The sequence below is a fragment of the Acidovorax sp. SUPP1855 genome, assembly GCF_030158955.1.
Classification (GTDB): Bacteria; Pseudomonadota; Gammaproteobacteria; order Burkholderiales; family Burkholderiaceae_C; genus Paracidovorax.
In genome coordinates this window covers 153,115-179,992 of sequence record NZ_BQXI01000001.1, presented here as the reverse complement: position 1 = coordinate 179,992, position 26,878 = coordinate 153,115, and the positions used below count along the sequence as shown (strand labels likewise).

General features: G+C 70.0%; 26 protein-coding genes. 7 read left to right on the top strand and 19 right to left on the bottom strand.

Annotated elements, in window-relative coordinates; translation table 11 throughout:
* Positions 1–14 precede the first annotated feature (14 nt).
* Positions 15–1,007 (top strand): branched-chain amino acid ABC transporter permease, encoded by a 993-nt coding sequence (locus AVMA1855_RS00825; protein WP_272568006.1) that lies wholly within the window; start codon positions 15–17, stop codon positions 1,005–1,007.
* Positions 1,008–1,076: 69 nt separating this feature from the next.
* Here AVMA1855_RS00825 and AVMA1855_RS00820 read toward each other — a convergent pair whose 3' ends face one another.
* The 10 genes from AVMA1855_RS00820 to AVMA1855_RS00775 form a co-directional block, all read right to left on the bottom strand.
* Positions 1,077–2,204 (bottom strand): lipocalin-like domain-containing protein, encoded by a 1,128-nt coding sequence (locus tag AVMA1855_RS00820; RefSeq protein ID WP_284424336.1) that lies wholly within the window; start codon positions 2,202–2,204, stop codon positions 1,077–1,079.
* Between the two features lie 237 nt (positions 2,205–2,441).
* The gene (locus tag AVMA1855_RS00815; RefSeq protein ID WP_284424235.1) at positions 2,442–3,518 is read right to left on the bottom strand and encodes a tetratricopeptide repeat-containing glycosyltransferase; all 1,077 of its coding nucleotides are present in this window, start codon (positions 3,516–3,518) and stop codon (positions 2,442–2,444) included.
* Positions 3,519–3,574: 56 nt separating this feature from the next.
* On the bottom strand, positions 3,575–4,786 hold the full coding sequence (locus tag AVMA1855_RS00810) for a collagen-like protein (protein ID WP_284424234.1): 1,212 nt from the start codon (positions 4,784–4,786) through the stop codon (positions 3,575–3,577).
* A 73-nt stretch (positions 4,787–4,859) separates the two neighbouring features.
* Positions 4,860–5,084, bottom strand: a complete 225-nt coding sequence (locus AVMA1855_RS00805) for an IPTL-CTERM sorting domain-containing protein (RefSeq protein ID WP_284424233.1) — start codon at positions 5,082–5,084, stop codon at positions 4,860–4,862.
* A gap of 3 nt (positions 5,085–5,087) precedes the next feature.
* A complete protein-coding gene (locus AVMA1855_RS00800; protein WP_284424232.1) occupies positions 5,088–5,567 on the bottom strand; it encodes a hypothetical protein in 480 nt (159 codons plus the stop codon).
* Positions 5,568–5,800: 233 nt separating this feature from the next.
* Positions 5,801–8,428, bottom strand: a complete 2,628-nt coding sequence (locus tag AVMA1855_RS00795) for an ABC transporter permease (protein WP_284424231.1) — start codon at positions 8,426–8,428, stop codon at positions 5,801–5,803.
* A gap of 21 nt (positions 8,429–8,449) precedes the next feature.
* Entirely contained in the window at positions 8,450–9,175 is a 726-nt protein-coding gene (locus tag AVMA1855_RS00790; protein ID WP_284424230.1) for an ABC transporter ATP-binding protein, read from the bottom strand.
* Positions 9,172–10,164 carry a tRNA (adenosine(37)-N6)-dimethylallyltransferase MiaA gene (gene miaA / locus AVMA1855_RS00785; RefSeq protein ID WP_284424229.1) on the bottom strand — a complete coding sequence of 331 codons (993 nt, stop codon included), beginning with the start codon at positions 10,162–10,164 and terminating at the stop codon, positions 9,172–9,174. Before miaA ends, AVMA1855_RS00790 begins: the two co-directional genes overlap by 4 nt.
* Positions 10,151–11,395 carry a multidrug effflux MFS transporter gene (locus AVMA1855_RS00780; protein WP_284424228.1) on the bottom strand — a complete coding sequence of 415 codons (1,245 nt, stop codon included), beginning with the start codon at positions 11,393–11,395 and terminating at the stop codon, positions 10,151–10,153. The genes miaA and AVMA1855_RS00780 overlap by 14 nt, the downstream gene beginning before the upstream one ends.
* A gap of 73 nt (positions 11,396–11,468) precedes the next feature.
* Positions 11,469–12,302 carry an alpha/beta hydrolase gene (locus tag AVMA1855_RS00775; RefSeq protein WP_284424227.1) on the bottom strand — a complete coding sequence of 278 codons (834 nt, stop codon included), beginning with the start codon at positions 12,300–12,302 and terminating at the stop codon, positions 11,469–11,471.
* A 445-nt stretch (positions 12,303–12,747) separates the two neighbouring features.
* On the opposite strand from AVMA1855_RS00775, the gene AVMA1855_RS00770 reads away from it, so the two are divergent.
* Positions 12,748–13,914 carry a glycerophosphodiester phosphodiesterase gene (locus tag AVMA1855_RS00770; protein ID WP_284424226.1) on the top strand — a complete coding sequence of 389 codons (1,167 nt, stop codon included), beginning with the start codon at positions 12,748–12,750 and terminating at the stop codon, positions 13,912–13,914.
* 60 nt (positions 13,915–13,974) lie between these two features.
* On the opposite strand, the gene AVMA1855_RS00765 is transcribed toward AVMA1855_RS00770, so the two are convergent.
* Together AVMA1855_RS00765 and mutL are read right to left on the bottom strand one after the other, a co-directional pair.
* Positions 13,975–14,664 carry a PA4824 family protein gene (locus tag AVMA1855_RS00765; protein ID WP_284424225.1) on the bottom strand — a complete coding sequence of 230 codons (690 nt, stop codon included), beginning with the start codon at positions 14,662–14,664 and terminating at the stop codon, positions 13,975–13,977.
* 34 nt (positions 14,665–14,698) lie between these two features.
* Positions 14,699–16,693, bottom strand: a complete 1,995-nt coding sequence (mutL, locus tag AVMA1855_RS00760; RefSeq protein WP_284424224.1) for a DNA mismatch repair endonuclease MutL — start codon at positions 16,691–16,693, stop codon at positions 14,699–14,701.
* A gap of 82 nt (positions 16,694–16,775) precedes the next feature.
* On the opposite strand from mutL, the gene AVMA1855_RS00755 reads away from it, so the two are divergent.
* Positions 16,776–17,420 carry a DedA family protein gene (locus AVMA1855_RS00755; protein ID WP_284424223.1) on the top strand — a complete coding sequence of 215 codons (645 nt, stop codon included), beginning with the start codon at positions 16,776–16,778 and terminating at the stop codon, positions 17,418–17,420.
* A 51-nt stretch (positions 17,421–17,471) separates the two neighbouring features.
* Here the strand turns inward: AVMA1855_RS00755 and AVMA1855_RS00750 are convergent, their stop codons facing one another.
* The 5 genes from AVMA1855_RS00750 to tsaE form a co-directional block, all read right to left on the bottom strand.
* Complete coding sequence (locus AVMA1855_RS00750; RefSeq protein WP_284424222.1) at positions 17,472–18,449, bottom strand: alpha/beta fold hydrolase; 978 nt, start codon at positions 18,447–18,449, stop codon at positions 17,472–17,474.
* Positions 18,450–18,673: 224 nt separating this feature from the next.
* Positions 18,674–18,901, bottom strand: coding sequence for a YMGG-like glycine zipper-containing protein (locus tag AVMA1855_RS00745; RefSeq protein ID WP_272551696.1), 228 nt, complete (start codon positions 18,899–18,901; stop codon positions 18,674–18,676).
* Positions 18,902–19,079: 178 nt separating this feature from the next.
* The gene (locus tag AVMA1855_RS00740) at positions 19,080–19,412 is read right to left on the bottom strand and encodes a cupin domain-containing protein (protein WP_284406007.1); all 333 of its coding nucleotides are present in this window, start codon (positions 19,410–19,412) and stop codon (positions 19,080–19,082) included.
* Between the two features lie 48 nt (positions 19,413–19,460).
* The gene (locus tag AVMA1855_RS00735; protein WP_284411426.1) at positions 19,461–20,909 is read right to left on the bottom strand and encodes an N-acetylmuramoyl-L-alanine amidase; all 1,449 of its coding nucleotides are present in this window, start codon (positions 20,907–20,909) and stop codon (positions 19,461–19,463) included.
* Positions 20,906–21,421, bottom strand: a complete 516-nt coding sequence (gene tsaE / locus AVMA1855_RS00730) for a tRNA (adenosine(37)-N6)-threonylcarbamoyltransferase complex ATPase subunit type 1 TsaE (protein ID WP_284424221.1) — start codon at positions 21,419–21,421, stop codon at positions 20,906–20,908. The genes AVMA1855_RS00735 and tsaE overlap by 4 nt, the downstream gene beginning before the upstream one ends.
* Before the next feature lie 12 nt (positions 21,422–21,433).
* Between tsaE and queG the strand changes: the two genes are divergently transcribed.
* The 3 genes from queG to AVMA1855_RS00715 are packed head-to-tail and all read left to right on the top strand — an operon-like array spanning position 21,434 to position 23,730.
* Positions 21,434–22,519 (top strand): tRNA epoxyqueuosine(34) reductase QueG, encoded by a 1,086-nt coding sequence (gene queG / locus AVMA1855_RS00725; protein ID WP_284424220.1) that lies wholly within the window; start codon positions 21,434–21,436, stop codon positions 22,517–22,519.
* Positions 22,520–22,559: 40 nt separating this feature from the next.
* Positions 22,560–22,976: a CidA/LrgA family protein gene (locus tag AVMA1855_RS00720; RefSeq protein ID WP_349817081.1), complete on the top strand. Its 417-nt coding sequence runs from the start codon at positions 22,560–22,562 to the stop codon at positions 22,974–22,976.
* A gap of 10 nt (positions 22,977–22,986) precedes the next feature.
* On the top strand, positions 22,987–23,730 hold the full coding sequence (locus AVMA1855_RS00715; protein WP_284424219.1) for an LrgB family protein: 744 nt from the start codon (positions 22,987–22,989) through the stop codon (positions 23,728–23,730).
* Positions 23,731–23,755: 25 nt separating this feature from the next.
* Here AVMA1855_RS00715 and AVMA1855_RS00710 read toward each other — a convergent pair whose 3' ends face one another.
* Positions 23,756–24,673: an AEC family transporter gene (locus AVMA1855_RS00710; protein ID WP_284424334.1), complete on the bottom strand. Its 918-nt coding sequence runs from the start codon at positions 24,671–24,673 to the stop codon at positions 23,756–23,758.
* Positions 24,674–24,722: 49 nt separating this feature from the next.
* Entirely contained in the window at positions 24,723–25,643 is a 921-nt protein-coding gene (locus tag AVMA1855_RS00705; protein WP_284411438.1) for a LysR family transcriptional regulator, read from the bottom strand.
* A 188-nt stretch (positions 25,644–25,831) separates the two neighbouring features.
* Here AVMA1855_RS00705 and pyrB point away from each other — a divergent pair, with 188 nt between their 5' ends.
* On the top strand, positions 25,832–26,869 hold the full coding sequence (gene pyrB / locus AVMA1855_RS00700) for an aspartate carbamoyltransferase (protein ID WP_284424218.1): 1,038 nt from the start codon (positions 25,832–25,834) through the stop codon (positions 26,867–26,869).
* Positions 26,870–26,878: the final 9 nt, after the last annotated feature.

The window sequence follows — 26,878 nt, the reverse complement described above, 5'->3', positions numbered from 1 at the left end:
CAGGGGCCGCACGCATGAACTCCCAAAAACTCGCCCCCATCGGCTACGGCCTGCTGCTCGCCGCCCTGCTGGCGGCGCCCTTCCTGGGCGCCTACCCTGTCTTCGTGATGAAGCTCATGTGCTTCGCGCTTTTCGCCTCGGCATTCAACCTGCTGCTGGGCTACACCGGTTTGCTGTCGTTCGGCCATGCGGCCTTTTTGGGCGGCGCGGCCTACGTGGCCGGCCACGCCATCAAGGTCTGGGGCCTCACGCCCGAGCTGGGCCTGCTGGCCGGCACCGCCGGCGGCGCGCTGCTGGGGCTGCTGTTCGGCTGGCTGGCCATCCGGCGCCAGGGCATCTATTTCTCGATGATCACGCTGGCGCTGGCGCAGATGCTGTTCTTCGCCTGCCTGCAGGCGCCGTTCACGGGCGGGGAGGACGGCCTGCAGGGCGTGCCGCGCGGCAAGCTGTTCGGGCTCATCGACCTGTCCAGCGACCTCACCATGTACTACGTGGCACTGGTGGTGGTGGTGCTGGCCTTCCTGCTGATCGTGCGCACCATCCACTCGCCGTTCGGCCAGGTGCTCAAGAGCATCAAGGAAAACGAGCCGCGCGCCATTTCACTGGGCTACGACACGCACCGCTTCAAGTTGCTGGCCTTCGTGATCTCGGCCGCGCTCGCCGGGCTGGCGGGCTCGCTCAAGACCCTGGTGCTGGGCTTCGCCACGCTGTCCGACGTGCATTGGACGGCCTCGGGCCAGGTCATCTTGATGACGCTGGTGGGTGGCCTGGGCACGCTGTCGGGCCCGCTGGTCGGGTCGGCCGTGGTCGTGCTGCTGGAAAACAAGATCGGCGAGTTCGGGCACCTGGTCGCTTCGATCACGGGCGTGGACTGGTTCAACACCCTGGGCGAGTCGGTCACCATGGTCACCGGCCTCATCTTCGTGGTGTGCGTGCTGGCCTTCCGCCGCGGGATCATGGGCGAGATCATCGCGCGCCTGCCGCGGCGCGCCGGGCGCAAGGCCTGAGCCGAAGGGGGCGTAAAGCGCGCGGGCTGCGCGGCTGACTCCGAGGTGGTGCGCATCGGCCTGTTGCGGCTACAGCCGCAACGGCCGGGCGTAGCCGGTCATCTCCAGGTAGCCGCGCCCCACCGCGCGGCCGGCCCCGTCCCGCAGTTCGCTCAGGCCCTCCCAGTAGATGGCGCCCGTCGAGGCCTGGCTGTCCAGCTCCTGCGCGTCCAGCAGCGCATGCACTTCGAACGATCCGGCCGGCGTGTCCACGCGCCACTGCACCGGGTAGCGTGCCTGGCTGGCGGGGCTGGTCCAGTGGCGCTGCGGGGTGAACGCCACGGCCTGCGGCCCGAACACCTGCGTGGTGCCCCCGGCCGCGCGCAGCGAGCCGCCGGCCCAGAGCGCCGAACCGTCGCCGCGCCGCAGGCGAAACGCCGTGAGCGCGCTGCCGTCCTGCAGGTTCATGCCGATCCAGTCCCAGCCCACGGCATCGGGGTGCACCAGCGCGTCGCTCCATTCGTGGTCCAGCCAGGCGCGGTTGTCGAGGCTGCCCGGTGCCGCGGCCTCCAAGGCCATGCGCCGGCCCGCGAGTTGCAAGTCCCCGGTCACTGACATTTGGGGCTGGCTGTAGTAGTAGCTGGCCTGGGTGGCGTCCGGCCCCTTGCGCGACAGGCCCTGTGCGCCCTGAAGAAGCACGGGCTGCGTGGTGTCGAACTGCAGTTCCAGCGCGAAGTCGGCCGCGCGAACCTGGGCCGCATAGCGGCTCCCCGCACCGCGGAGCGTGCGAGCCAGCGTCCAGTCGCCCAGGCGGATGTCGGTGTCGGCTTCGCTGGCTCCGGCGATGCCGAAGCCGGCGCGCGCGATGCGCTGGTCATGGTGCAGCGCGGCGCCGCCCAGGTCGGTCAGCGCGGCATGCGCGAACACCAGTTGTTTGGCGGCGAAGGCCGACTGCAGCGACTGGGCGGCCTCGACCCGCGAGCGAAAGAACGTCACCTGAAACCCCCACAGCCGCCCCGCCGCGCGCGCCTGGCCGGTGATGTACCACCACTCGGTGCGCAGCGCCGGATGGCTGCCGTGGTCCTGCGGGAACACCAGCGTGCGGGGCGCGAGGGCGTGGGCGGGCAGCCAGGGCGCGCCGCCGGCCAGGGCCGTGGCCGCGAACCAGGCGCGGCGTGTCCAGCCGGCGGGCGGGGCGGGGGGCGCTGGCGGTTTCATGGGGTGCATGGCGGGTGGCCTTGCGCGCGCAGGGTGCGGCGGGCGGTGAGGCGGACGACGAAAGCAGGCAGGCGCATCCAGCCATTGTCACCGCGCGAAAAAAAGCGCTTGGCGCAGACCGATCGGGGCCTGCACAGGGCCGGCCCCATGGCGCAGTGGCTGAGGTCGGCAGACCGTCTCGTGGTGGGTGGCCGGCGGGGTGCGCCGCAATGCCTGTGACCGTCCCTCAGCGGCTCATCACAGCCCGTAGAACGTGCGATTGGCTTGCATGCGCGCGGACTCCGATGCCGGAAAGCGCTGGTCGCGCAGCAGTTGGCGCAAGGCGTCCCGGCCCTGGTCCTGCGCGCCGGGGGCGTAGAAGGAACTGACGGCCAGTTCATCCAGCGCGCGCCAGGCGTACACCGCGCCGTCCACGAACAGGATGTCCGCCGGCCTCGGGATGCGCGCGGCCTGCTGGGCATACAGGTGCGCCAGCGCGAACTCCGACCGCAGGCGGTGGTAGCGCGCCAGTTCGCACAAGGGTTCGGCGCGCTGGGGCCGCTGTGCGTAGGCGGCGAGGTAGGCGTCGCGCACCGCGCTGTCGGGCATCTGCAGGCGCTCGGTCAGTACCGCCACCTGGAACAGCGCGTACCAGGATTCCTCTTCCCAGCCGCCCATGCCAGCGCGGCGGCGGTACCACTCCAGGCTGTCCTGCAGGCGGCCCGCGTCGCGGTAGCTTTGCGCCAGATAGAACACATTGCGGGTGTTGTCCGGGTGCTCGCGCAGGTCCTGCTCCAGCACCGCGATGTCGCGCAGGTAGGTGTCGGGATCGCGCCCGCGCGCGCCGTCATGGGCCACCTCTATGACCGGGCCCGCCAGCGTCTGCCAGGGCCCGTGCGCGGGCGCGGCCAGGTATTCGTGCAGCACGCCTTCCCAGCGCCAGTCCACGCGCGTGGCCACCATGCTGTTGCGCTGGTATTCCCAGCCGTTCATGTCGCACAGGAAGAGGTAGCCGTCCGCGTCGAGCGCAGGCCACCGGTACTGCGCCGGCATGCGCAGCTGCTCATCGGCGTCGATGAACAGCAGGTAGTCGGCGTGCGGCCGGGCCAGTTCCAGTGCCTCGTTGCGGTTGTGCGCGAAGTTCTTCCACGGGCGCTCGTGCAGGGTGCCGGGAAGGTCCTGCATGAAGCGGCGAACGATGTCCTGCGTACCATCCGTGGAGCCCGTGTCCACGATGACCCAATGGTCGATGAACGGCCGCACCGAAGCGAGGCACCGGGTGATCACCGGTGCCTCGTTCTTCACGATCATGTTGAGGCAGATGCGAGGGCGCATGTTGCAGCGCAAGTCAGTGGCTGCGCCGCTGCAGTCCAGCAGACCGGGTCAATGGCTCATTCGCAGTAGACTGTGGCAGACAACACGCCTTCGATAGCGGCCGGGGCCGAGGTCTGAAATCCACCACTATTGGTCGTGCTGACCTGCAATGCTACGGTGTCCGCGCTGCTGTCCAGCACAACGGCCGAGCTGCTGGTGCAGGTTGCGGCCCGAGTCGCCGCGACGGTGCAAGCAAGCGCCGTGGCCGTGCCGCTGCGGAACAGAGTCACTGTCATTGCCAACGGCGTGCCTGACTGATTGGTGTAGTTGCGCACATACAGCGACTTGGTCGTGCAGGTCTTGTACACCGGCGATGAGGCATTGGCGTAGACCGTCGGATTGATTGGGCATCCACTGGCCGGCCCGCCGGTACAGGCAGAAAAGTCATAACCACCTCCCGCGAGTCCGCTCACGCCCATGGGCAGGAAGATCGTCGCGTCCGACGTGGAGGGCAAGGCGGCTGCGGTATTCCACATCAGGCCTCCTCCAGAGCCCGTGGCACCGGTCGCGCCCGTGGCACCAGTGGCGCCCGTGGTTCCAGTCGCGCCGGTGGCACCCGTCGGCCCCGTAACGCCCTGGATGCCCTGAACCCCTTGATTGCCTTGAGTACCCTGAGGCCCGGTCGGCCCCGTCGGCCCCGTCGGCCCCGTCGGCCCCGTCGTGCCGGTGGGGCCCGTCGCACCGGTCACGCCCGTGGCGCCCGTGACACCGGTCGGACCTGTCGCCCCCGTCACGCCCGTGGCGCCGGTCGTGCCCGTGGCCCCGGTCGTCCCTGTCGCGCCGGTGGCTCCCGTCACGCCGGTCGCACCCGTGACGCCAGTGGCACCGGTGACCCCCGTGGCGCCTGTCGCACCCGCGCCGGTGGCACCCGTCACCCCGGTAGCTCCCACCGGGCCCGTCGCGCCGGTGGGGCCGGTGGCCCCCGTGGCTCCGGTGGCGCCCGTCGCGCCGGTGCCCACACCTGGGGCGCATTGCGTCAGCTGGCCCGTGGCGGCGTTGTAGCAAGTCAGGCTGGCGTTGGTGGGCGAGGCGGACAGGCCGGGCACATAGACCTCACCCGTGCCTTGCACGCGCAGGCGTTCCTGGCCGCCCTGGCCTTTGACGACGAACCCTCCGCCGGCAGGGGGCGTGACGGTGATGTCCGCGGCCAGCACACCGGCGGCATGCAGGGCCAGGACGGAACTCAGTGCGGGAACGGCCCAGTAGCGGTGCGGGCGACTCTTGGACATGGTGAAACCCTCTCTTGTCTAGCAGTGTGTTGAATGTCTTTTTTCCAGCGGTTGGATCCGCTGGCGATGCCCGTCAGCTGATCCGGCGAGCATGCGCCTCAATGTCGCGCCGCTTCCAGAACATGGCCATGCCGATCAGCAGCGAAAGCAGCATCAGACCGTACTCGCTGAGGGTGGGAATGGCGGCCAGATTGGGCAATGCACCCAACTGAACGGTGCCGGTCACCGTGGCGAAGTTGCGCACCACGGTGGCGTTGGGGCCCAGGTTGACCACGGCCGTCGTGCCGTTGGACGACACGAGCTACACGTTCTGTCCCGGAGCGCCCTGCACGGTGAGCGTGCCCAGCACGGTGATGTTGGTGCCGGCGGGCAGCACGAAGGTGCGGCCGGTGGTGCTGGACAGCGTCAGATTCTGGAACACGAAGTTGCCGCTGATCTGGCTGGTGTTGCCGGGATCGCAGCCGTCGCGCAGCACCACGGTGTTGTTGCCGGTATTGATGTTGCCGCCGGAGATGAGGTTGCCGCCCACCGAGATCACACCATTGCTGCCCGTGACGTTGGAGCCCGAGCTGAAGGTGGCGTCGGTGTCCACGGTCACCGTGCCGCCATTGAGGTTCAGCGTGCCTTGCATGTCGAGCGCGGAGCAGCCCAGATCCGTCTGGCCTCCCGCGGGAACGTCGAGCGACGAGCCGGGTGGAAAGACCCATTGCGCGGCAGCGGGGCTGCACAGGACCAAAGCGGTCGTCAACCCAACCAGGAGCCGCCCGAATGCTTGTTTCATACCGAATTCCTTGATTTGACCGGACAGGCTCGACGACCGGGTCACTCCTGCCCGGTCAACCATGTCCGTGAGAGTCCGCATTGCGGTTTTCTAATTGACTATCGACACCGAATCATCGCTAAATAAATACTGTCTTGCAAACAAAATTTAACGCCTGTGACGATGGTGCATCACTCGGGAAAACGCCCATGGTGAAGGCAGATCACGCTTTCGTTGATGCAGGTCAGTCCCGCCTACCAGTCTTCCTTCACCGCCAGCACCGCCTGCCGTCCCCCGGCCGCGCGCCCTGCCAGCCAGGCGGTCACCGTGCCGGTGGCCAGCACGGCGGCGCAAAGGGCCAGCAACCGCAGCCAGGGCACCCGCAGGTCCATGGTCCAGTGAAAGCTCTGGGGGTTGACGACGTGCACCAGCACCACCGACACGGCCAGGCCCAGCACCGTGCCCGCCACGGCGCCGATGGCGGTCCACGCGGCGCCTTCCCCGGCCACCACGGCCAGCACCTGCCGGCGCGTCAGGCCCAGGTGCGCGAGCAGCCCGAATTCCTTGCGCCGCGCCAGCACCTGGGCGCTGAAGCTGGCGGCCACGCCGAACAGGCCGATGCCGATCGCCACCGCCTGCAGCCAGTAGGTGACGGCAAAGCTGCGGTCGAAGATGCGCAGCGAGCGCTCGCGGATGCCCGCCGCCGAGGCGAATTCCAGCGCCCCCCCCGTCGGGATCGCCGTGCCGCCCGCTGCCGCTGCGTCCGATGAGGCACTGGCCAGCCGCTCGATCGACTGGCGCAGCGCCACCTCGTCCGCACCCGGTCGTGGCCACAGCGCCAGGTCGTTCGTGAGCGTGTCGCCGGTCAGGCGCACGAAGTCCGCACGGTCCAGCGTCACCGCGCCGAACTGGCGCACATAGTCGCGCCAGACACCTGCTATGAAAAACGGAGCAACCTGCCGGGAACTTTCTTGTGCCAGCGGCCGAAAAGACTGCGAAAGCGCCGGCCAGTCCATGCCGGGCTGCACGCCGTACAGGTCGAGCACTGCCTCGCTCACGTACACGCCGATGCGCCCCGGCGGCACGGGCAGCGGCGTGCCCACCAGCGGCAGCGCCTGGGCCGGGTCGCCGTCCAGCGGACGGGCCAGCAGTGCGATGGCGGGGCGGGCGGGGTCCAGCAAGAGGCTGCTGGTGCGCAGGGCCTGCACGCGCGCCACGCCCGGCAGCCGGGCCACCGCGGTGTCGAAGCCGGGGGGAAAGGCCGCGGCATCGTCCACCCCGGCGGTGGCTCCCGCCGTGCTGGCCAGGCGCAGGTAGAGCGGCGCGGGCAGCACCGCATCCAGCCACTGGCCGACCGATCCGCGAAAGCTGCTCACCATCACCGTGAGCGCCACGGCCAGGCTCAGGCTGGCCACCACGCCGCCCACCGCCACGGCGGCGGTGCCACGCGTGCGGCGCGCGCGCTCCAGCGCCAGCAAGGGCAGCAGGTGCCGCCCGGCCAGGGGGGCCAGCCCGCGCAGCAGCCCGCCCACGATCCACGGCAGCAGGGCAATGCCGCCCACCAGCAAAAGGCCCACCGAGGCATAGGCGGCCAGCGGAATGCCGAAGACGGGCGGCGCGCCGGCCAACAGTGCGCCGCCCGCCATCAGCAGCAACGCCAGCCCACCGCGCTGCGGTCCGCCCAGTGCTGCGCCCAGGCCCTTGAGCGTCTGCGCGGGCGGCAACTGCTGGGCCGCGCGGGCAGGCCACCAGCCGCCCACGAGCGCTGCGGCCAGGCCCAGCAGGCCATACAGCAGCGCGGCCGGCGCGCTCCATTGCAGGGCCGGCTGCACGCCGGCGAAGTAGCCGCCGCCCAGATCGCCGCCGAGCCAGCGCAGCGCCAGGGCCGCCAGCGCGGTGCCCAGCGCGATGCCCGCGGCGCTGCCTGCCGCGCCCAGCGCCGCCGACTCGGCCAGCACCAGGGCCAGTCGCTGTCGGGGCGTGGCGCCCAGCACGGCCAGCAGGGCGAACTGCGGCGCGCGTTGCGCCACGCTCAGGGCCAGCACCGAGAACACGAGGAAGGCCCCGGTGAACAGCGCCACCAGCGCCAGCACGGTCAGGTTGACGCGGTAGGCGCGCGACAGATTGCTGGTGCGCGCGGTGGCATCCCCGGGCTGCAGCACGGCCACGCCGGCTGATGCGCCGGGCAGGGCCTGCAGCGCCTGGCGGAAGGCGTCGGCACTGGCGCCGGGGCGCAGCTGCACGTCGATGCGGCTCAGTTGCCCGCCGCGCTGGAACAGGTCCTGCGCCGCGCCGATGTCCATCACGGCCAGCGGCGCGCCGCCCGCAGCCACCGTGCCCGCCACGCGAACCGTGTGCACCTGCAGGCCCGTGCGCAGCTGCAGTGCCGGCACCACGGCATCGCCGCGCAGCCCGAGTGCCTGCAGGGCCGCGCCGTTCAGAAACACCGTGGCCGGCGCCAGCAGCGCCAGCCGGTCGGCGCCTTCGAAGGCCCTGGGCACCAGGGCGGGGGCCATCGCCGGCAGCAGCAACGCGTCGGCGCCCAGCACGCGCAAGGCCACCGCCGCGGACCCCGCCGTTCCGGGCAGGCTGGCCTGGGCGGACGTTTCCAGCACCGGCCCGGCGCGTGCCACCAGCGGATGCTTGGCGACCGGGCCATACAGCGCGTCGGGCAGGTTGCCCTGCGTGGCGCGCAGTTCCAGGTCGGGCTGGCCGTTGATGCTGCGCACGGCCTGCGCGAACTCGGACAGGGCCGATGCATTGATCACATGCACCGCGAAGGCCAACGCCACGCCCAGCATGACGGCGGCCACGGCGGCTGCGGCGCGCCAGGGGTGGTGGCGCAGTTCCTGCCAGGAGAAGGTGCGCAGCAGGCGGAGCATGGGAATGGGGGGCAGTGCCGGTCAGGTCGTGGGCGGCACAACCGGACCGGGTTGGCCGGCGGAAGGTGCCATGCCGCTGGCGGTGAGGCGCAGCCGCCGGTCCGCCCGGGCCGCGGCGGCGTCCGAATGGGTGACCAGGACCAGCGCCGTGCCGTGTTCGCGCGTCTGGGCCAGCAGCAGGTCCATCACGCGGGCGGCCGTGGCGGGATCGAGGTTGCCCGTGGGCTCGTCGGCCAGCAGCAGGGCGGGGCGGTGCACCAGCGCGCGGGCGATGGCCACGCGCTGCAGTTGTCCGCCGCTCAGTTGCTGGGGCAGGCGATCGCCCAGGCCCTCCAGGCCCACGGCGGCCAGCATGTGTGCCACCCGTGCCGGATCGGCACGGCCCAGCAGCATGAGCGGCAGCGCCACGTTCTGCGCCACGTCCAGGTGCGGCAGCACGTGGAAGGCCTGGAACACGAAGCCCACGTGCGCGCGCCGCCAAAGGGCGCGCTGCGTGTCGTCCAGCGTGGACAGGTCGATGCCGCCGTGCACGATGCGGCCCGTGTCCCAGGTATCGAGGCCCGCGAGGCAGTTGAGCAGCGTGGACTTGCCTACGCCCGATTCGCCCACGATGGCCACGAACTCGCCCGGGTGCACGGCCAGGTCCACCTGCGCGAACACATCGGCCTCGCCGTAGCGCTTGCCCAGCTGTTCGACGCGCAGCACGGCGGTCGCCGGGCCTGCGGTGCCGTGCGGTGCGGCGCTCATGCCGCGGCCTGGTCGGCCAGCCGACGGTGCACGGCCTGCACCAGCCGCTCGGTGGCGCCGGGGGCATCGCAGGGGATGGCGTGGCGTGCCGGCATGCTGCGCAGCCAGGTCACCTGGCGCTTGGCCAGTTGGCGGGTGGCGGCCATGCCGCGTTCGCGCAGGCCTGCCACATCGAGCGTGCCGGTGGCCGCCTCGGCATCCAGCACCTCCCAGGCCTGGCGGTAGCCCACGCAGCGCATGGAGGGCAGGTCGGGGTGCAGGTCGCCGCGCGCCCGAAGCCGGCGCACCTCATCGACGAAGCCCGAGTCCAGCATGGCGTCGAAGCGCTGGGCGATGCGCCCGTGCAGCCAGGCGCGGTCTTCGGGTTCCAGAGAGAAAAGGGCATCCACCGCCGTATTGGCGCTGTCTTCTGCTCCTTTTTTAATCGTATGAAAGCTCGACAGCGGCTGCCCTGCGATGCGCCACACCTCCAGCGCGCGCTGGATGCGCTGGCTGTCCGCCGGTGCCAGGCGCGCGGCGGTGATCGGGTCCACGCGGGCCAGTTCGGCGTGCATGCCGGGCCAGCCGATGGCGGCGGCCTGGGCCTCCAGTTCGGCGCGCACGGCGGGGTCGGCGGGCGGCATGTCGTCGATGCCGTCCAGCAGGGCCTTGAAGTACAGCATGGTGCCGCCCACCAGCAGCGGCAGCGCGCCGCGGGCGCGGATCTGCACGATGAGGCGGGTCGCATCGGCCACGAACTCGGCCGCGCTGTACGCGTGCAACGGGTCGCGGATGTCGATCAGGTGGTGCGGCACCGCGGCCAGTTCGGCGGGCGTCGGCTTGGCCGTGCCGATGTCCATGCCGCGGTACACCAGCGCCGAATCGACGCTCACGATCTCCACCGGGCAATGCGGCGCCAGCGATGCGGCCAGCGCCAGGGCGCCCGCCGTCTTGCCCGAGGCGGTGGGGCCGGCCAGCGCGATGCAGGGCAGCGTTTCAGGCAGGCGCATGGGGCTCTCCGTGTCGTTGCACCAGCGTCCAGGCGGTCAGCGCCAGCGCGGCCGAGCAGGCCCACACGCCGTGCACCAGCGGCCACACGGTGCCGTCCAGCCGCGCGCCGACCCATCGGCCCACGGCAAAGGCCACCAGCATCATCATGAAGCCGTTCAGGGCCGAGGCCACGCCGGCCGCCTGTGGAAACGGGCCCACCGCACCGCTTTGCCCGCAGGGCTGGTGGATGCCATGCGCCACCATGAACACGCACATCGGCAGCAGCAGTGCCAGCGGCGCATGCCAGCCGGCGAAGGCCGCCGCGGCCATCAGCGTGCCGCCGAGCAGGCTGACGGCGCCGGCCACCGCCACGGTGCGCCGCACGCCCAGGCGCGCGAGCAGCTGCCGGCAGAGCACCGTGCCCACCAGGTACGCCAGCGCGGTCGACAGCAGCACGGCGCCGTATTGCGGGCGCGACAGTCCCAGGGCCTCGATGAAGACGAACGACGATGCCGCCAGGAACGTGAACAGCCCGCCGTAGCTGGCCGTGGTCAGCAGCGAATAGGCCCAGAACGTGCGGTGCCGCAGCACCGTGGCCCAGGTGCGTGCCAGCGTGGCCGGTCGCAGGGCGTGTGGGTTGCGCTGCGCCAGCGTCTCGGGCAGGCCCAGGGCGACCACGGCCAGCGTGGCCACACCGTAGGCGGTGAGTGCCGAGAGCGCCGCGCGCCAGCCCAGCCACTCCGTCAGCAGCCCGCCCACCGGTGCGCACAGGCTGGCCGCGACGCCCAGCCCGGTGAGGGCCCGCGACATCGCCCGCGCGCCCAGCGCCGGCGTGTAGAGGTCGCGCACGATGGCGCGGGCGCACATCACCACCGCGCCCATGGCCGCGCCCTGCGCCACGCGCCAGCCGATCAGCCATTGCATCGACGGGGCGAGCACGCTCAGGATGGATGCCAGGGTGTAGATGGAAAGACCTGCCAGCAGCACCGGCCGTCGGCCGAAGCGGTCCGACAGCGGCCCCCAGACGAGCTGCGAGCACCCGAAGGCCAGCAGCAGCGCGCTGAGCGTGAGCTGGGCGGACGCCACGGGCGCGTCCAGGCTGCGCGTGAGGGAGGGCAGCGCAGGCAGGTAGAGATCGGTGGTGACGGGCTGCAGGCTCAGCAGCAGCGCGAGCACGGTGATGGCCAGACCCGGCGCGACGGCGACGGCCGGCGGCTCCTGGCCCGCCGCGGCGAAGGGGGGAACGGACATGCGGGCGAGCCTACCAGATGGGCATCGCCCAACCCGGTGCGCAGGCGGCCTTTGCCTGCGCACGCCGGCCGGATCAGTACACCTGGAACAGGTCCGCCAGGGCTGCGCGGTACTGCGGCTCGCCCACCGTGTTCGTGCTGTGGTGCGTGCCGCCTTCCACCAGCACGAAGCGCTTGGGTTCCTGCGCGGCGTCGTACAGCTTGCGGCCGAGGGTGGGCGGGATCAAGCTGTCGTCGCTGCCGTGCACCACCAGCAGGGGCGAGCCGATGTGGGCCACCTTGCGCGCCGACTCGAAGCGCTGCGTGATGAGGCCCGACACCGGCAGCCAACCCCATTTGAACGTGGCCACGACCTCGGGGATGTTGGTGAAGGTGCCTTCCACGATGGTGCCCTTCTCGTCGTTCACCATCGTCGCCAGGTCGATGGCGATGGCGCCGCCGAGCGAGTGGCCGAAGATGTAGCGCGGCTGGTCGGGTGCGCGCTGCGCGAGCCAGTCCCACGCGGCGCGGGCGTCCTCCAGGGCCGTGGTTTCCGACGGCAGGGCCGCGCTGCTGCGCCCGAAGCCGCGGTAGTCGACTGCCAGCACCGAGAACCCCATGCTCTGCATGCGCCGCATGCGGCCCGCAGATCCCGACACGTTCCAGCGCGCGCCGTGCAGGTATAGCAGCACGGGCGCATCGGCCTTGGCGGCCGGCAGCCACAGGCCGTGCAGCTTCTCGGCCTTGCCGGTGGCTTGCGAGTCGAATGCGATCCAGACGTCTTCCATGTCGTCGGTGGACTGGGCACCGCCCCAGGCGCGGTCGCTGGGCTGGAAGATCCACTCGCGCTGCTTGGCGTCGAGGGTGGCGCAACCTGCCGTGACGGCCATGGCGAGGGCGATGGATGAAAGGAGGGGCCAGCGTTTCATGGGTAGGACTGAGTGCCGCGGTGTCGGGAAAGTTCTATGGCAGTGTTTCAGCGGGTATGCCGGCGTTTTGATTGCCTTGGTTGCTCACTTTTCAATAGCAAATCGGGAAATCCCCGGCTTTTCCGGCTTTTGCAAGAAACGCGCCCGTCGATGCGCTTTGTTACATCCGGATTGTGCTGTAGATATGGCCTGATTTCGGCACTGCTGCCCAGGGCCGTAGCCCGGAAAAGCGCCGATTGACGCTGCAGCGCAGCATCGATAGGCCGTGACGGCCGGACGGGGTGGCCCGTAGGATGCGCACTCCGGGGGCAAAGGAGGGCAACAACGCACAACAACGGTGCGTTCGGCGCCGAGATACCACTGCGGCGACAAAGTTCCCCGAGTCACCGTCCTGTCATGTGACGCCTCCACAGTGGCGCACTTCAACGATCAACGAGGTAGAGCAATGCACCTGTCTGGTTTCAAAGGGGCCGCGCTGGCCCTGGCCGCCGCTGCCGCCCTGGCCGCCTGTGGCGGCAACGACGATGATTTCCCCACGCTGAACGGCGCCAAGCCCCTGGTGATCGGCCACCGCGGTGCCGCCGGCTACCTGCCGGACCACACGCTGGAAGGCTACAAGAAGGGCATCGAACTGGGCGCGGACTTCATCGAACCGGACCTCGTGGCCACCAAGGACGGCGTGCTGATCGCACGGCACGAACCCAACATCACCGGCACCACCGACGTGTCGCAGCGCCCGGAATTCGCCAGCCGCAAGACCAAGAAGATGGTCGATGGCGTTCAGGAAGAAGGCTGGTTCGCCTCCGACTTCACCCTGGCCGAGATCAAGACCCTGCGCGCCATCCAGCCCCTGGCCGAGCGCGACCAGTCGTTCAACGGCAAGTACCAGATCCCGACGCTGGCCGAGGTGCTGGACCTTGCCCGGTCCGAAGGCACGCGCGTGGGCCGCACCGTGGGCGTGTACATCGAAACCAAGCACCCCACCTACCACGCCAACCTGAACCTCAAGCTCGAGGATCGGCTGCTCACCACGCTCTCGCAGTACGGCTACACCACCGCGGCGTCCCCGGTCATCCTGCAGTCGTTCGAAGTGTCCAACCTCAAGTACCTGCGCACCAAGACCCAGGTGCGCCTGGTGCAACTGGTGGACGCCAACGACATCAAGGCCGACGGCAGCATGGACCTGACCGCGCCCTACGACAAGCCCTACGACTTCGCCGTGGCCGGCGACCAGCGCACCTTCGCCAGCCTGCTGACCCCTGCGGGCTTGAAGGAGGTCAAGACCTATGCGGATGGCATCGGCCCCTGGAAGCCGTACCTGATCCCCTCCAAGCTGTTGGATGACAACAAGGACGGCCAGCCCGACGACCTGAACGGCGACGGCAAGATCGACGAGCGCGACCGCGTGATGATGCCCGCGACCTCCGTCGTGTCCGACGCGCATGCGGCCGGCCTCTTCGTGCATCCGTACACCTTCCGCAGCGAGGCGCGCCGCCTGGCTTCCGACTTCAAGGGCGACCCGAAGGCGGAATACCGCATGTTCTACCGCCTGGGCGTGGACGGCGTGTTCGCGGACTTCCCCGACCACGCCAAGGCGGCGCGGGACGACTGATCCCTCGGTCGACGGCCTGCCGGCGGCAGCGCCGCCGGCGGGCCATCGTTTCGGAGTGCGTCAGAAGCTGTGCTTGACGCCGATGCTCAGCAGGGTCCTGCCCTGCCGGCGCCCGAGGACCCCGTCCAGTTGCCAGCCCGGTGTCCATTCCCACAGCGCGCCGGTCTGGAACGTGGGCGGACCGCCGCGCTGGCCGAACGCCTCGATGTGCGCCGTGACCGCACCCCAGGTGGATTCGACCGCGGCACCCCAGGTGGGCAGCCAGCGGTGGTCGGGTGTGTGCAGCGTGCCGGCATTGGCGTGCACGGCCCCCCAGCTGGCGATGCAGGTGCCCAGCAGGTTGAAGGCCCGCGTGCTGCGCGGCTCCCGGTGGGTGTGCCACAGGCCCACGCTGCTGGCCGCGTGGCAGCCTTGCTCGGGCGGCGGCGTCCATTGCCATTTGGCCACCACGCTTTGCACCGTGGCGCGGCCGTCCAGATCGCGCGCCAGCAGGGCGCCCAACTCCAGGCCCGGCAGCGCCGCCGGGGCATAGGCCGGCGCCACGTAGAAGGCGCCGCGGTCGCGGTGCACGCCTTCCCACCACACTTCCACGTGCCCTTCGCCGGGGGCATTCACTCCCGCGTCGTCGACCGTGAGGGGCCGCCCCGCGTGGGCCGGCAGCGTGAGGGCGGCGATGGTCGCCAGGGCTGCCACGCCATAGCCCTGGCACGCGGAGCGAAGGTGATGGGGCTGGTGGCGGCGCAGTGGCATGGGTGGAATCCGTATGGCCTGCGGCGCCGGGGGGTCAGCGTCCGCGCAGGAAGAGGGCGTCCAGCTCGCGCATGGACAGTTGCCGCCAGGTGGGGCGGCCGTGATTGCACTGGTCGGACCGGTCGGTGACTTCCATCTGGCGCAGCAGGGCGTTCATTTCGTCGAGGGTGAGCCGGCGGTTGGCGCGGACGGCGCCGTGGCAGGCCATCGTACCCAGAATTTCATTGCGGGCGCGCTGCACCACGGTGCTGGCGTCGTGTGCTGACAACTCCGCGAGCACGCTGCGTGCCAGTTCCACCGCATTGCACTGGGCCAGCGAGGTGGGTACGGCGCGCACGGCCAGCGTCTTCGGGGAGAAGGGGGCGATCTCCAGCCCCAGCATCGACAGCGTGTCGGCCTGGGCCTCGGCCGTGGCCACTTCCTGCGGCGTGGCGGCGAAGGTCGCCGGGATCAGCAGCGGCTGGCTGGCGATGCGTTCGCTGCCGTCCACCTGCGCCTTGAGCCGCTCGTACACGATGCGTTCGTGCGCAGCATGCATGTCCACGATCACCAGACCGTGGGCGTTCTCCGCCAGGATGTAGACGCCCTGGATCTGCGCCACGGCGCGGCCCAGGGGCCAGGCCGGCGCGTCGTCGTCCGGCGCGGGCGGCGCAGGCGTCACGTCGGCCGCTGAAGAAGGGATGGTTTGCAGGGAGGGGGGCGGAGTCCAGGCAACGGTGCTGGCCGCTGCGGCGCCGGCTGCGCCGGCATGGCCCCATTCGGCGCGCGGCTCCTGCACGCTGGCCGGGAAGGCGCCGTCTTGTGCGCCGGCGCCGGGACCCTTCGGCGATCCCCACAGCGCCTGCAGGTCGGTCACCCGGTGGCCGACCACAGGCTCATCGAACCGGATCGCCGCCTGCGCCTTCCAGCTGGGCGCCATCCCGGGAGCGGGGGCCGGGGCGGCCGCCTCTGGCGCCGTCTCGGTGGCGCCGCTCGCGGCGAGTGCCTGGGCACGGGGCACGGCCAGGGCGTTCTCCACCGCATGGCGCACGGCCTGGTGGACCTCACGGCTGTCTCGAAAGCGCACCTCGATCTTGGTGGGGTGCACGTTCACATCCACCCGCAGCGGGTCGATGGCCACGTACAGCGCATACACGGGCTGCTTCTGCCCGTGCAGCACGTCCTCGTAGGCGGCGCGCGCGGCGTGCGTGAGCACCTTGTCGCGCACGAAGCGGCCGTTCACGTAGCAGAACTGCTGGTCGGCGCGCGAGCGGGCCGCATCCGGCAGGCCGGCGCGGCCGGTCACCGTGATGGCGCCGTGGCGGTGGCGCACGGCGACCGATTCCGCGAGGAAGTCCTCTCCCAGCACGTCGGCCAGCCGCCGGTCGAGTGCCTGCTGCAGCGCGCCATCGGACTCGTCGCCAGCGGCCAGGGTGGCGCGCCACTGCTCGACCAGCTTGCCTTCGTGCCAGATGGCGAAGCCCACATCGGGCCGGGCGAGCGCATGGCGGCGCACGGCCTCGATGCAGTGGGCCAGCTCGGTCGCGTCGGTCTTGAGGAATTTGCGCCGCGCCGGCGTGGCGAAGAACAGTTCCTTCACTTCCACCGTCGTGCCCTGGCTGCGTGCGGCAGGCCGCAGTTCGCCGCTGCGCGCATCCAGCAGGAAAGCGCTGGCCTGCTCCGCGGTGCGCGACAGCAGGGCCATTTCCGACACCGAAGCGATGGCGGCGAGCGCCTCGCCGCGAAAGCCCATGGTGGCCACGGATTCGAGGTCGTGCAGGTTGGTGATCTTGCTGGTGGCGTGCCGCCGCAGGGCGATCGGCAGTTCTTCCTGAGGGATGCCGCTGCCGTCGTCTTCCACCGAAATCAGCCGCACGCCGCCGGCCAGCAGGCGCACGGCGATCTGGGTCGCGCCGGAGTCGAGCGCGTTGTCCACCAGCTCGCGCACGGCGGAGGCGGGCCGTTCGACCACCTCGCCGGCCGCGATCTGGCTGATGAGTTCGTCGGGCAGGTCGCGGATCGGTCGGCGCAGGGTGGGCTCTGTGGTCATTGCCCGGCATTCTAGGCAGTGCGGTTAGAGTACGCGCCGCATTGGCAATCCCGCCATCCCACTTTCCTCAGAAGGTCCGCCCTTGGAAATCATCCAGTTCCTGATCGACTTCATCCTGCACGTGGACAAGCACCTGGCGGCTTTCGTCAGCGCCTACGGCGCGTGGGTGTATGCGTTGCTGTTCCTCATCGTCTTCGTCGAGACGGGGGTGGTGGTGATGCCGTTCCTGCCCGGCGATTCGCTGCTGTTCATCGTCGGTGCGCTGTGCGGTGCGGGGCTCATGAACTTTCCGCTGGCCTGCGCCGTGCTGATCGCGGCGGCCATCCTCGGAGACCAGTGCAACTACACCATCGGGCGCTATTTCGGGCCCAAGGTGTTCCAGTGGCCCGATTCGCGCTGGTTCAACCGGCGCGCGTTCCAGCAGGCGCACGACTTCTACGAACGCTACGGCGGCGTCACTATCGTGCTGGCGCGCTTCATGCCCTTCATCCGCACCTTCGCGCCCTTCGTGGCCGGCGTGGCCGAGATGGGCCGGGCGAAGTTCACGGCGTTCAACGTGGGCGGCGCGCTGCTGTGGGTGCTGGGCATCTGCACGGCGGGCTACTTCTTCGGCAACTTCCCGTGGGTGCAGGCCAATCTGGACAAGATCATCTGGGCGCTGATCCTGGTGCCGGGCCTGATCGCGCTCTACGGCGGCTGGCGCGCCGGCCGCCAGAAAACGGCCTGAGCGGGAGCCGGGGGCACCGCGCCCCCCGTCCCCGGCTGCCCGAATGCGCTGTCAGCGCATCGTGCGGTCCAGCCACTGCAGCAGCTGGCGGGTGACGAACTCCGGGTTGTCCAGGTTCGAGATGTGGCCGGCCTCGGGGATCACCACGGCATCGCAGCCGATCACCTCGGCCATGGCGTGCATCTCGTGCGGCGGGCGGGGAATGTCCTCGTCGCCGCACATGAGCAGCGTGGTCTGGGGGCGGAGCGCCGCCAGCCGGTCCATCGCATCGGCGCGGCCGAAGATGATGCGGCCCAGCGGCACCACCGATTGGCGCAATCGATCGGGCGCCATCGCCGCCAGGCTGCGGCCGAACGCGGCGGGGCGGGGGCTCGAGGGATCGGTGCCGGGCCGAAAAAAGATCGGCACGATGGCATCCACCAGCGGCTGGGTGATCTGCCCGCCGGCCTCGATCGCATCGAGCAGGCCGAAGTAGCGCAGGCGCGTGGCCTCGGGCTCGGCCCCGAGGTAGGTGTCCATCATCACGAGGCTGCGAACCCGCTCCGGCGCCTTCAGCGCCAACTCCGCCCCCCACATGCCGCCGACCGAGAGGCCGACCACGGCACATTCGCGGACATGCAGGGCGTCGAGCAGTTCCAGCATCTGCGCAGCCAGGCCTTTCAGGTCCTGCGTGTCGGCGGGCAGCGGCCCCGAGGCGCCGTGGCCCCAAAGGTCGGGGGCAATGACCCGGAAGTGGCGCGACAACGCCTGGATCTGGGGCGCCCACATCGAAGAATCCCACAGGTAGCTGTGCCCGAGCAGCACGACCGGGCCCCGGCCACGATCCTGGTAGTGCAGGTGGCAGCCTTGCGATGTGGTGAATCGCTTCTTGGCTGCAGCGCTCGCCACATCCGCTGTGCCGTTCGCCAGGGCACTGCCCGACGCGATGGCGGCGGGTATGGCCATCAGTTGCAGCGCGGCACGGCGGCGGCTCAGCGCAGGCTCGGGCGAAAGAAATTCGTTGGCGGGGGCCAGGGACGACGGGCGCATGGAGTGCATTCTGCAGAGTGGAACAAGCCAAGAATGTTAGCCGCACCCACGCGCTTTAAATGTACTAAACCGTATCGGTTAGTGGGGAGACGCTTTTTTATCGCTTTGCATCCGTGCTTTGAGAGGCGCTCCGCCTGGCATCCACGCAAAAACGCCCGCAGGGCACTGGGGCCCTGCAGGCGTTTTGTGATCGGAAGGATGGGAGTTAAACCATCCCCGTGCGATCAGCGGCGGCGTTGATCGCGGTCTTCGCCGAGTTCGTGGCCGACCAGCGCGCCGGCGCCGGCACCGATCACGGTTGCGGTGGTACCACCGACGGCACTGCCCAACACGCCACCGGCCACGGCGCCTACGCCGGTACCGATCTGTGCATTGGTGGGGTTGGAAGAGCAGCCGACGAGGCCGAGTGCGGCTGCGACAGCGGCGGCGGAAACGAGATGGCGGTAGTTCATGACTTGGCTCCTGGTATCTGTGAGGGCATGGGATCCGGACAGGGCGGCGATCCATTCAAACCGCTGCATTTGCCTGTCCCAACCCATGCCTGCACTATCGCCCCGGTGCCCCGCCTGCGGTGTAGGCAGGCGAGGCCGCGTGCTGTAGGAGGTGCCCCACCTGACCGCGGCTTGCGAGTCAGCCCGGGGCCAGGCAGATGGTCACGAGAAGCGAGGCATCGCTCACCGCGCGCAGCGAGTGCGCGGCGCGGGGCTGCAGGTGCACGAAGTCGCCCGGGCGCAGCAGGCGCGCCCCGCCGGCGGTGTGGAACTCCGCCTCGCCCTCCAGGCACTGCACGGTGATCTCGCCGGGCGTGTCGTGCTGGCGCAAATCCTTGCCGGCCGCCAGCACGACGCGGATCACTTCCAGCTGGGCGGCCTTGATGATGGCGGTGGTGGCGGCGCCCGCCAGCCGGTCGCCCAGCGGGCTCAGGCTGACGACTTCTCCGGAACGTGCGTGGTGCAGGGCCATGGGGTTCTCCTCGTGGTTTCAGGTCACGCGCTCAGGCCCGCCGAGCCGTCAGACGGACCGGCTGCGTGCCAGCGGCGGGTTCTTGGCAAAGTATCGCGTGATCCCTCGCATCAGCGCGTCGGCCAACTGCTGCTGGTAGGCGGCGGTGCGCAGCTTGGCCTCTTCTTCGGGGTTGCTGATGAAGGCGGTTTCCACGAGCACGCTGGGAATGTCCGGCGCCTTGAGCACGGCAAAGCCGGCCTGCTCCACGCGCGGCTTGTGCAGTTTGGCCATGCTGCCGATCTCGCCCAGCAGCACGCTGCCGAGCTTCAGGCTGTCGTTGATCTGCGCCGTGGTGCTCATGTCCAGCAGAGCGCTTTGCACGTGCCGGTCCTGCACACGGACATTCAGGCCGCCGATGAGGTCGGACTGGTTTTCCTTGTTGGCCAGCCAGCGCGCGGCCGAGCTGGAGGCGCCGCCCTGGCTCAGTGCGAACACGCTGGCGCCGCGCGCCGCGGGCGTGGTGAAGGCGTCGGCGTGGATGCTCACGAACAGGTCGGCCTGCACACGCCGGGCCTTGTCCACCCGCACGCCCAGCGGCACGAAATAGTCGGCGTCGCGGGTCAGGAAGGCCCGCATCGGATTGCCGCCGACCGTGGTGGCGTTGATGCGGTCGCGCAGCAGGTGCGCCACCTTGAGCACGATGTCCTTCTCGCGCGTGCCGCCGGGGCCGGTGGCGCCGGGGTCTTCGCCGCCATGGCCGGGGTCCAGCGCCACGATGATGAGCCGGTCGGTCGCCTTCGCGATGGCGGGCGCGGCCGGTGGTGGCGACGGCGCGTGCGGCGGGGTGGGGGCTGCAGCGGCCGCTGCCACGGCCGGTGGCGGCGCGGCGGGCGCGGCCGGGGCGGGCAGGCCCACCGGCGGGGGCGGCGCGCCGGGGCGCTGGATCTGCTGGGCGATCAGCTCACCCAGCGGATCGCCCGCGGTGCCGGGCTTGGCGGCGGCGATGTTGGGCAGGGGCGCGGTCGGCGGCGCTTCACGCAGGCGCTCGGCGATGAGGGCCTCCAGCGGGTCTTCGGGCTCGGCCGGGTACAGGTCGAACACCAGCCGGTGCTGGTAGGCTGCGATCGGCGGCAGCGTGAACACCTGGGGCAGGGCGGGCCGCTTGAGGTCCAGCACCAGCCGCACCACGTTGGGCGCGTTCTGGCCCACGCGGATGCCGGCGATGTTGGGGTCGTCCGCCTTCACCTTGGCGACCAGTTCGCGCAGCTCGGGGTTCAGGTCGATGCCTTCGATGTCCACTGCCAAACGGGGCGGCGTGGTCACGAAAAATTGCTTGGCCACCAGTTGGCGGTCGGATTCGATGGTGACGCGGGAGTAGTCCTGCGCCGGCCAGACGCGCACGGCCAGGATGCTGGCACCGCGCGCAATCTGCTGCGTGCCCAGCAGCAGCACCAGCGTGCCGGCCTGGAGCAGCGACCGCCGGCTGGGTGGATGGGGGGGGGGCGCTTCGCTCATGCCTTCGATCCTTGTGCAAGGGTGCGGCCCGATGCGGTGCGGGCCTGCAGGGTGACGTGCCGCTCGCCATCATCCCCTGCTTCAATGTGTATAGCAAGGTCTTCAACGGGGATGAGCGCGGCAGCCTTTTCGGGCCATTCCGCGATCTTGAGTCCCGGCCCCGCGAAGATGTCGCGAAAGCCCGCGTCCTCCCACTCGCGCGGGTCGTTGAAGCGGTAGAAGTCGAAGTGCCAGATGGCCAGCCCCGGTGCCTCGTGCGGCTCCACCACGGCATAGGTCGGGCTCTTGATGCGGCCCTGCACACCGAGCGCACGCAGCAGGTGGCGCACCAGCGTGGTCTTGCCGGCACCCAGGTCGCCGTGCAAGGTGATGAAGGCATTGGCGATCGGCGCTTGGGCGGCCAGCCGGGCGGCGAAGGCGGCGGTGTCTTCCTCGCTCTCCCAGTGCAGCGCGACGGGCGTGTCCGAGGGGGGGCTTTCTACAATCCGGGGGTGATGTTCAGCAGCAGTCAACTCGTTCCTCAAATGCAAGGCTGGGCCCGCGAATTGGGATTCTCCCAAATCGGCGTGGCCGGTGTGGATTTGTCGTCCGCAGAACCGGGGTTGATGCAGTGGCTGGCACAAGGGTTCCATGGCGAGATGCATTACATGCAAACCCACGGCCTGCGCCGCGCCCGGCCCGCCGAACTGGTGCCCGGCACCGTGAGCGTGATCACCGCGCGCATGGACTACCTGCCGCGCGACACGCCAGTCGGGCCCATGCACGGCACGCCGGGCGCCGGTCCCGGCTGGCAGGCCGTTGAGTTCGCCCGGCTGGAGCGCCCCTCCGAAGGCATCGTGTCGGTGTACGCCCGGGGGCGCGACTACCACAAGGTGCTGCGCCAGCGGCTGCAGAAGCTGGCCGACCGCATCGGCGAGGCCGTGGGGCCGGTCGGGCACCGGGTGTTCACCGATTCGGCGCCCGTGCTGGAGGCAGAACTGGCCAGCCGCAGCGGGCAGGGCTGGCGCGGCAAGCACACGCTGGTGCTCAACCGCGAGGCGGGCTCCATGTTCTTTCTGGGTGAGATCTATGTGGACATGCCGCTCGAGCCCAGCGCGCCCGTGACCGCGCATTGCGGCAGTTGCCAAGCGTGCATCGACGTGTGCCCCACGCAGGCCATCGTCGCGCCGCACCGCGTGGACGCCCGGCGTTGCATCTCTTACCTCACCATCGAACATGCGGGGCCGATTCCCGTCGAGCTGCGCCGCCTCATGGGCAACCGCATCTACGGCTGCGACGATTGCCAGCTCATCTGCCCCTGGAACAAGTTCGCGCAGGCCAGCGGGCTGCCCGATTTCGACGCGCGGCCCGGCCTGGGCGGGCAGCAGCTCGCGCACCTGTTTGCCTGGGACGAGCCCACCTTCCTGCGCATGACGGAAGGCGGCCCCATCCGCCGCATCGGCCACGAACGGTGGCTGCGCAACGTGGCCGTGGCGCTGGGCAATGCGCTGCATGCCACCGGCGATGCCGGTATCGAGGCCGCGCTGCGGTCCCGTGCCGCCGACGCCAGCGCCCTGGTGCGGGAGCACGTCGCCTGGGGGTTGGAGCAAAAACAGCCTCCAGCGCAATAAGTACTAGGGCATTGTGCTATCAAATAAATAGCATTCGCCTGTGGCAAAACGCCCGGGTGCGGGCGGGCTGCGGCTGGCCGACAATACCGGCCTGCCCATGATCCAAGCCCTGTGCCTTCTCATCGCCTTCCAGTTGCTCGGAGAGGCCACGGTGCGCCTGACGGGCTGGCCGTTGCCGGGCGCCCTGGTCGGCATGCTCTGGCTGCTGGCCTGGCTGGCCTGGCGGCGGCGCGTGCCCGAGGCGCTGGCCACCACCGCGTCCACCCTGCTGCAGCACATGATGCTGCTGTTCATCCCCACCGTCACCGGCGTGATGGTGCACTTCGGCCGGGTGGCGGACGAGTGGAAGCCCTTCCTCATCGCCTGCATCGTCGGTGCGGCGGTGACGATGGCCGTGACGGCGCTCACCCTGCATTGGCTGCTGGCGCGCAGCCGGCGCGCGGGTCCGCCGGCATGAAGGCGCCTGCATGACGGATCCCGCCACCGGCCTGGCCGCGCTGGGGGCGCTGGAGCGCTCCCCGCTGACCTGGCTCACGCTCACGCTGCTGGCCTACCTCGCGGCGCTGTGGCTGTACCGGCGCAGCGGCCACAACCCGTTCCTGCTGCCTGTGCTCACGGCCGTGGTGGGCATCGTGTGCGTGCTGCTGGCGCTCGGCGTGCCGTATCCGGTGTACTTCGAGGGCGTGCAGCTGATCCATTTCTTCATCGGCCCGGCCACGGTGGCGCTGGCGGTGCCGCTGTACGGGCAACTCGGCCGGATCCGGCAGATCTGGCGGCCGGTGGCGATCGCGCTGCTCGCCGGATCGGTGGCGGCCATCGGGTCGGCCGTGCTCGTGGCGTGGACGCTGGGCGGGTCGATGCAGACGCTGATGTCGCTTGCGCCCAAGTCGGCCACCATTCCCATCGCGACCGCCGTGGCCGAGCGGCTGGGCGGCATCGCATCGCTGGCGGCGGTGGCCGTGGCGGTCACCGGGATTGCCGGCGCGGTGATGGCCGGCCCGCTGCTGCGCGCGCTGCGGCTCGATGGCGACCCGGTGGTGCGCGGCTTCGCCGTGGGACTGACGGCGCATGCCATCGGCACGGCGCGCGAGTTGCAGACCCACGCCACCGCCGGCTCGTTCGCCGCGCTGGCCATGGCGCTCAACGGCATCGCCACGGCGCTGCTCATGCCAGCGATGGCGGCGCTCCTGCACTGGGCCGGCGTGTGGTGAGCGGCCCGTGGGCCGCATGGGTTTGTCAGCGCAGCACGGCGAGCGCGAAGGGCAGGCTGACCACCCCCAGCACGGTGGACAGCGTCACCAGCCCGGCCACGTAGGGCCCGTTGTAGCCCATGCGGGCCGCCAGCACGTAGCAGGTGGACGCGGTGGGCAGGGCGGAGAAGGCCATCAGCACCGTGGTCTGCACCCCGTCCAGCCGCAGCAGCCGCGCCATGCCGAACGCGATCACCGGCTGCACCAGGTGGCGGATCGCCAACACCGATGCCGACAGCAGCTTGCCGCGCGTGAGCAGGCCGAACTGCATGCCCGCGCCGGCCGCCATGAGCCCGAGCGCGAGCGACGCCGCGCTGATGCGGCTCACCGTGGGCTCCATCCACACGGGAATGTGAAAGCCCAGCAGGTTGGCGGCCAGCCCCGATCCGGTGGCCACGATCAATGGATTGCGCAGCAGCTCCTTGAAAAAACCGTGCTGGCCCGCGCGCGCCATGGGCCACACCGCGGCCACGTTGAACAGCGGCACGCACACGCCGATCAGCACGGCGATGAGCAGCAGGCCCTGCGGGCCCGCCAGCCGTTCCGCCAGCGCCAGGCCCATGAAGGAATTGAAGCGGAACGCCACCTGCGCGCTCGCCGCGTGGTCGCGCGGGTCGATGCGGCCACGCAGGCCGGGCAGCCGCGGCAGGCTGTAGGCCAGCGCGATGCCGACCAGGCCCGTCGCCACGCCGGCACCGATCAGCCCCGAGGCCTCGCCGATCTGGATCGGGCTTTTGACGATGGACTGGAACAGCAGGATGGGAAAGAGCAGGTAGTACACCAGGCTTTCCACCGGCTGCCACACGGCGCGGTTGAGGGCCGTGTAGCGGCAGACCAGGTAACCGCACAGGATGAGGGCAAAGTCGGGAAGGAGGAGCTGCGCGTAATTCACGGCCCGCAGGATACCGCGCGCCCCGCCCCGATGGCCGCCGGGGCCGGGCGCGGGTGACGCCTCAGGGACCGGGTCGCGCCGCGGACCTGCCGCCCTCGACGATGGCCTCGATCACCTTTTGCAGCCCCCGGTTCATGGGCTTGTCATGGCGGGTGATGAGGGCCTGGGTGCGGTACAGGGGCGGGTCCAGCGGCCGCAGTTCGAGGTCTTCATGGCGGCGGCTGTGGCCCGACAGCGCCATGCGCGGCAGGATGCCGCAGCCCAGGCCCGCTGCCACCATCGCCTTGATGGCCTCCACGCTGTCGAACTCCATGACGGGCGCGGGCGTGGGCAAGGTGCCGCCGGCGCTCAGCCAGTCGTCCACGATCCCGCGCGTGCTGCTGCCCGTCTCGAACTTCACCAGCGGGTGCTCGTTCATCATCTGCGCGGTGACCGCCCGCGGCCAGTGGCAGGTGCCGCGGCGGCAGATGGCCATGAGTTCGTCCTCCAGGATGGGGACCACGGCAACCGCGCGCGAGACGATGGGCAGCGTCACGATGGCGGCATCGATCGAGTTGTCCTCGATGCGGCGCACGTAATCCTCCGTGTTGCCCGTGCTCACGAGGATGCTCAGCGACGGAAAGCGCTTGCGCAGGTCCTGCAGGATGGGCGGCAGCAGGTACAGGCACGAGGTCAGGCCCGTGCCCAGCCGCACGCGCCCCGTCACCCCGGCCGAGTGGAAGGTGGCGGCGCTCACGGCATTGGCCACGGCGGCCGTTACATGCGGCACATGGGCCAGCAGATCCGCGCCGGCGGAGGTCGGGCCCACGCGGCGGCCCACCCGCTCGATGAGGCGCACCGACAGGCGGCGCTCCAGATTTCTCACCTGCAGGCTCACCGCGGGCTGGGTCACCCCCAGCCGTTGCGCCGCAGCAGAAAAACTCCCCAATTCCAGCACCAGCGCGAAGGTCCGTAATTGATCGAGATCCAAGGTACGTTCCATAGGCTTAGCTTATGTTTTGTATAAGACGGCAAATCTTCACTTATGGATTGAATGCCGTCAATATTCATTCTGTGCAAAAACTCCAGAGACTTGAATAAAAAGCCGGGAGGGGAGGAGCAAGCTGCTATCGGTGCGCATTGGCGCACCGATAGCGCCTTGTATTTTTCGGCTGCAATGATTGATGGCGCATGGCCTCAAAAAACCTGATATCCATCGAAGACCTTTCGCGCAGCGAAATCGAGTCGCTGTTTTCCGATACCGACGACATTCGGCGGTTTCCCGGAGAGTTCGGAAATGCGCTGGCCGGAAAGATCGTCTTCACCCTGTTTTGCCAGCCCAGCACGCGCACGCGGCTGAGTTTCGAATCCGCGGCCTACCGCCTCGGCGCACGCGTGCTGAGCGTTTGCGACATGCACAGCACTCGCCAACCCCTGGGCGAAAGCCTGCTCGATACCACCCGCATGGCGGGCTACTACTCCGACGCGCTGGTCGCGCGGCACGCCGACCATGGTGTGATGGAGCAGATCAAGGCCACCCTCGACGTGCCTTTGATCAATGCCGGCGAAGGGCTCGCGCGGCACCCTACCCAGACCCTGATCGACCTGTACACCGCCCGCGAGCATTTCGACACCCTCGATGGGCTGCGCGTGGGGCTGGTGGGCGGCCTGCGCTACTCGCGTGCGGTGAAGTCGCTGCTGGTGGGCCTCGGGCAGTTTCGCGACGTCGAACTCCATGCCGTCGATGCCGCCAGCGAAGCCGACGACGGCAGCCCTTTGCCGGCCGACCTCGCCGCTGCGGCGCGGCGCCCCATCCATCTGCACGATTCGGTGCAGGCCATGCTGGGCCATGTCGATCTGCTGTACGTCGTGCGCGTGCAGCGCGAGATGTTCAGCGACGCCGCGCTGTACCAGCGCCAGCTGGACAAATGCCGCGTGCACCGCGCGCTGCTGGCCAAGGCGCCACCGTGGCTGGCGGTCATGCATTGCCTGCCCCGCACGGACGAACTCGACACCGACGTGGATCCGACCCCGCAAAACAAATATTTCCTGCAGGCCGCGTACGGCGTGCCGCTGCGCATGGCCGTGCTGCGGCGCTACATGACGCAGCCCCATGGGGGCGGAAGCGGCGGCAGTGGCAGTGGTGGCGCCAGGGGACTGGCGGCGGATGCGCTGTCGCGCCGCGCGATCGACGTGCTCAGCAACGACGAGTTGTCCCTCGCATGGTGATGCTCTGCG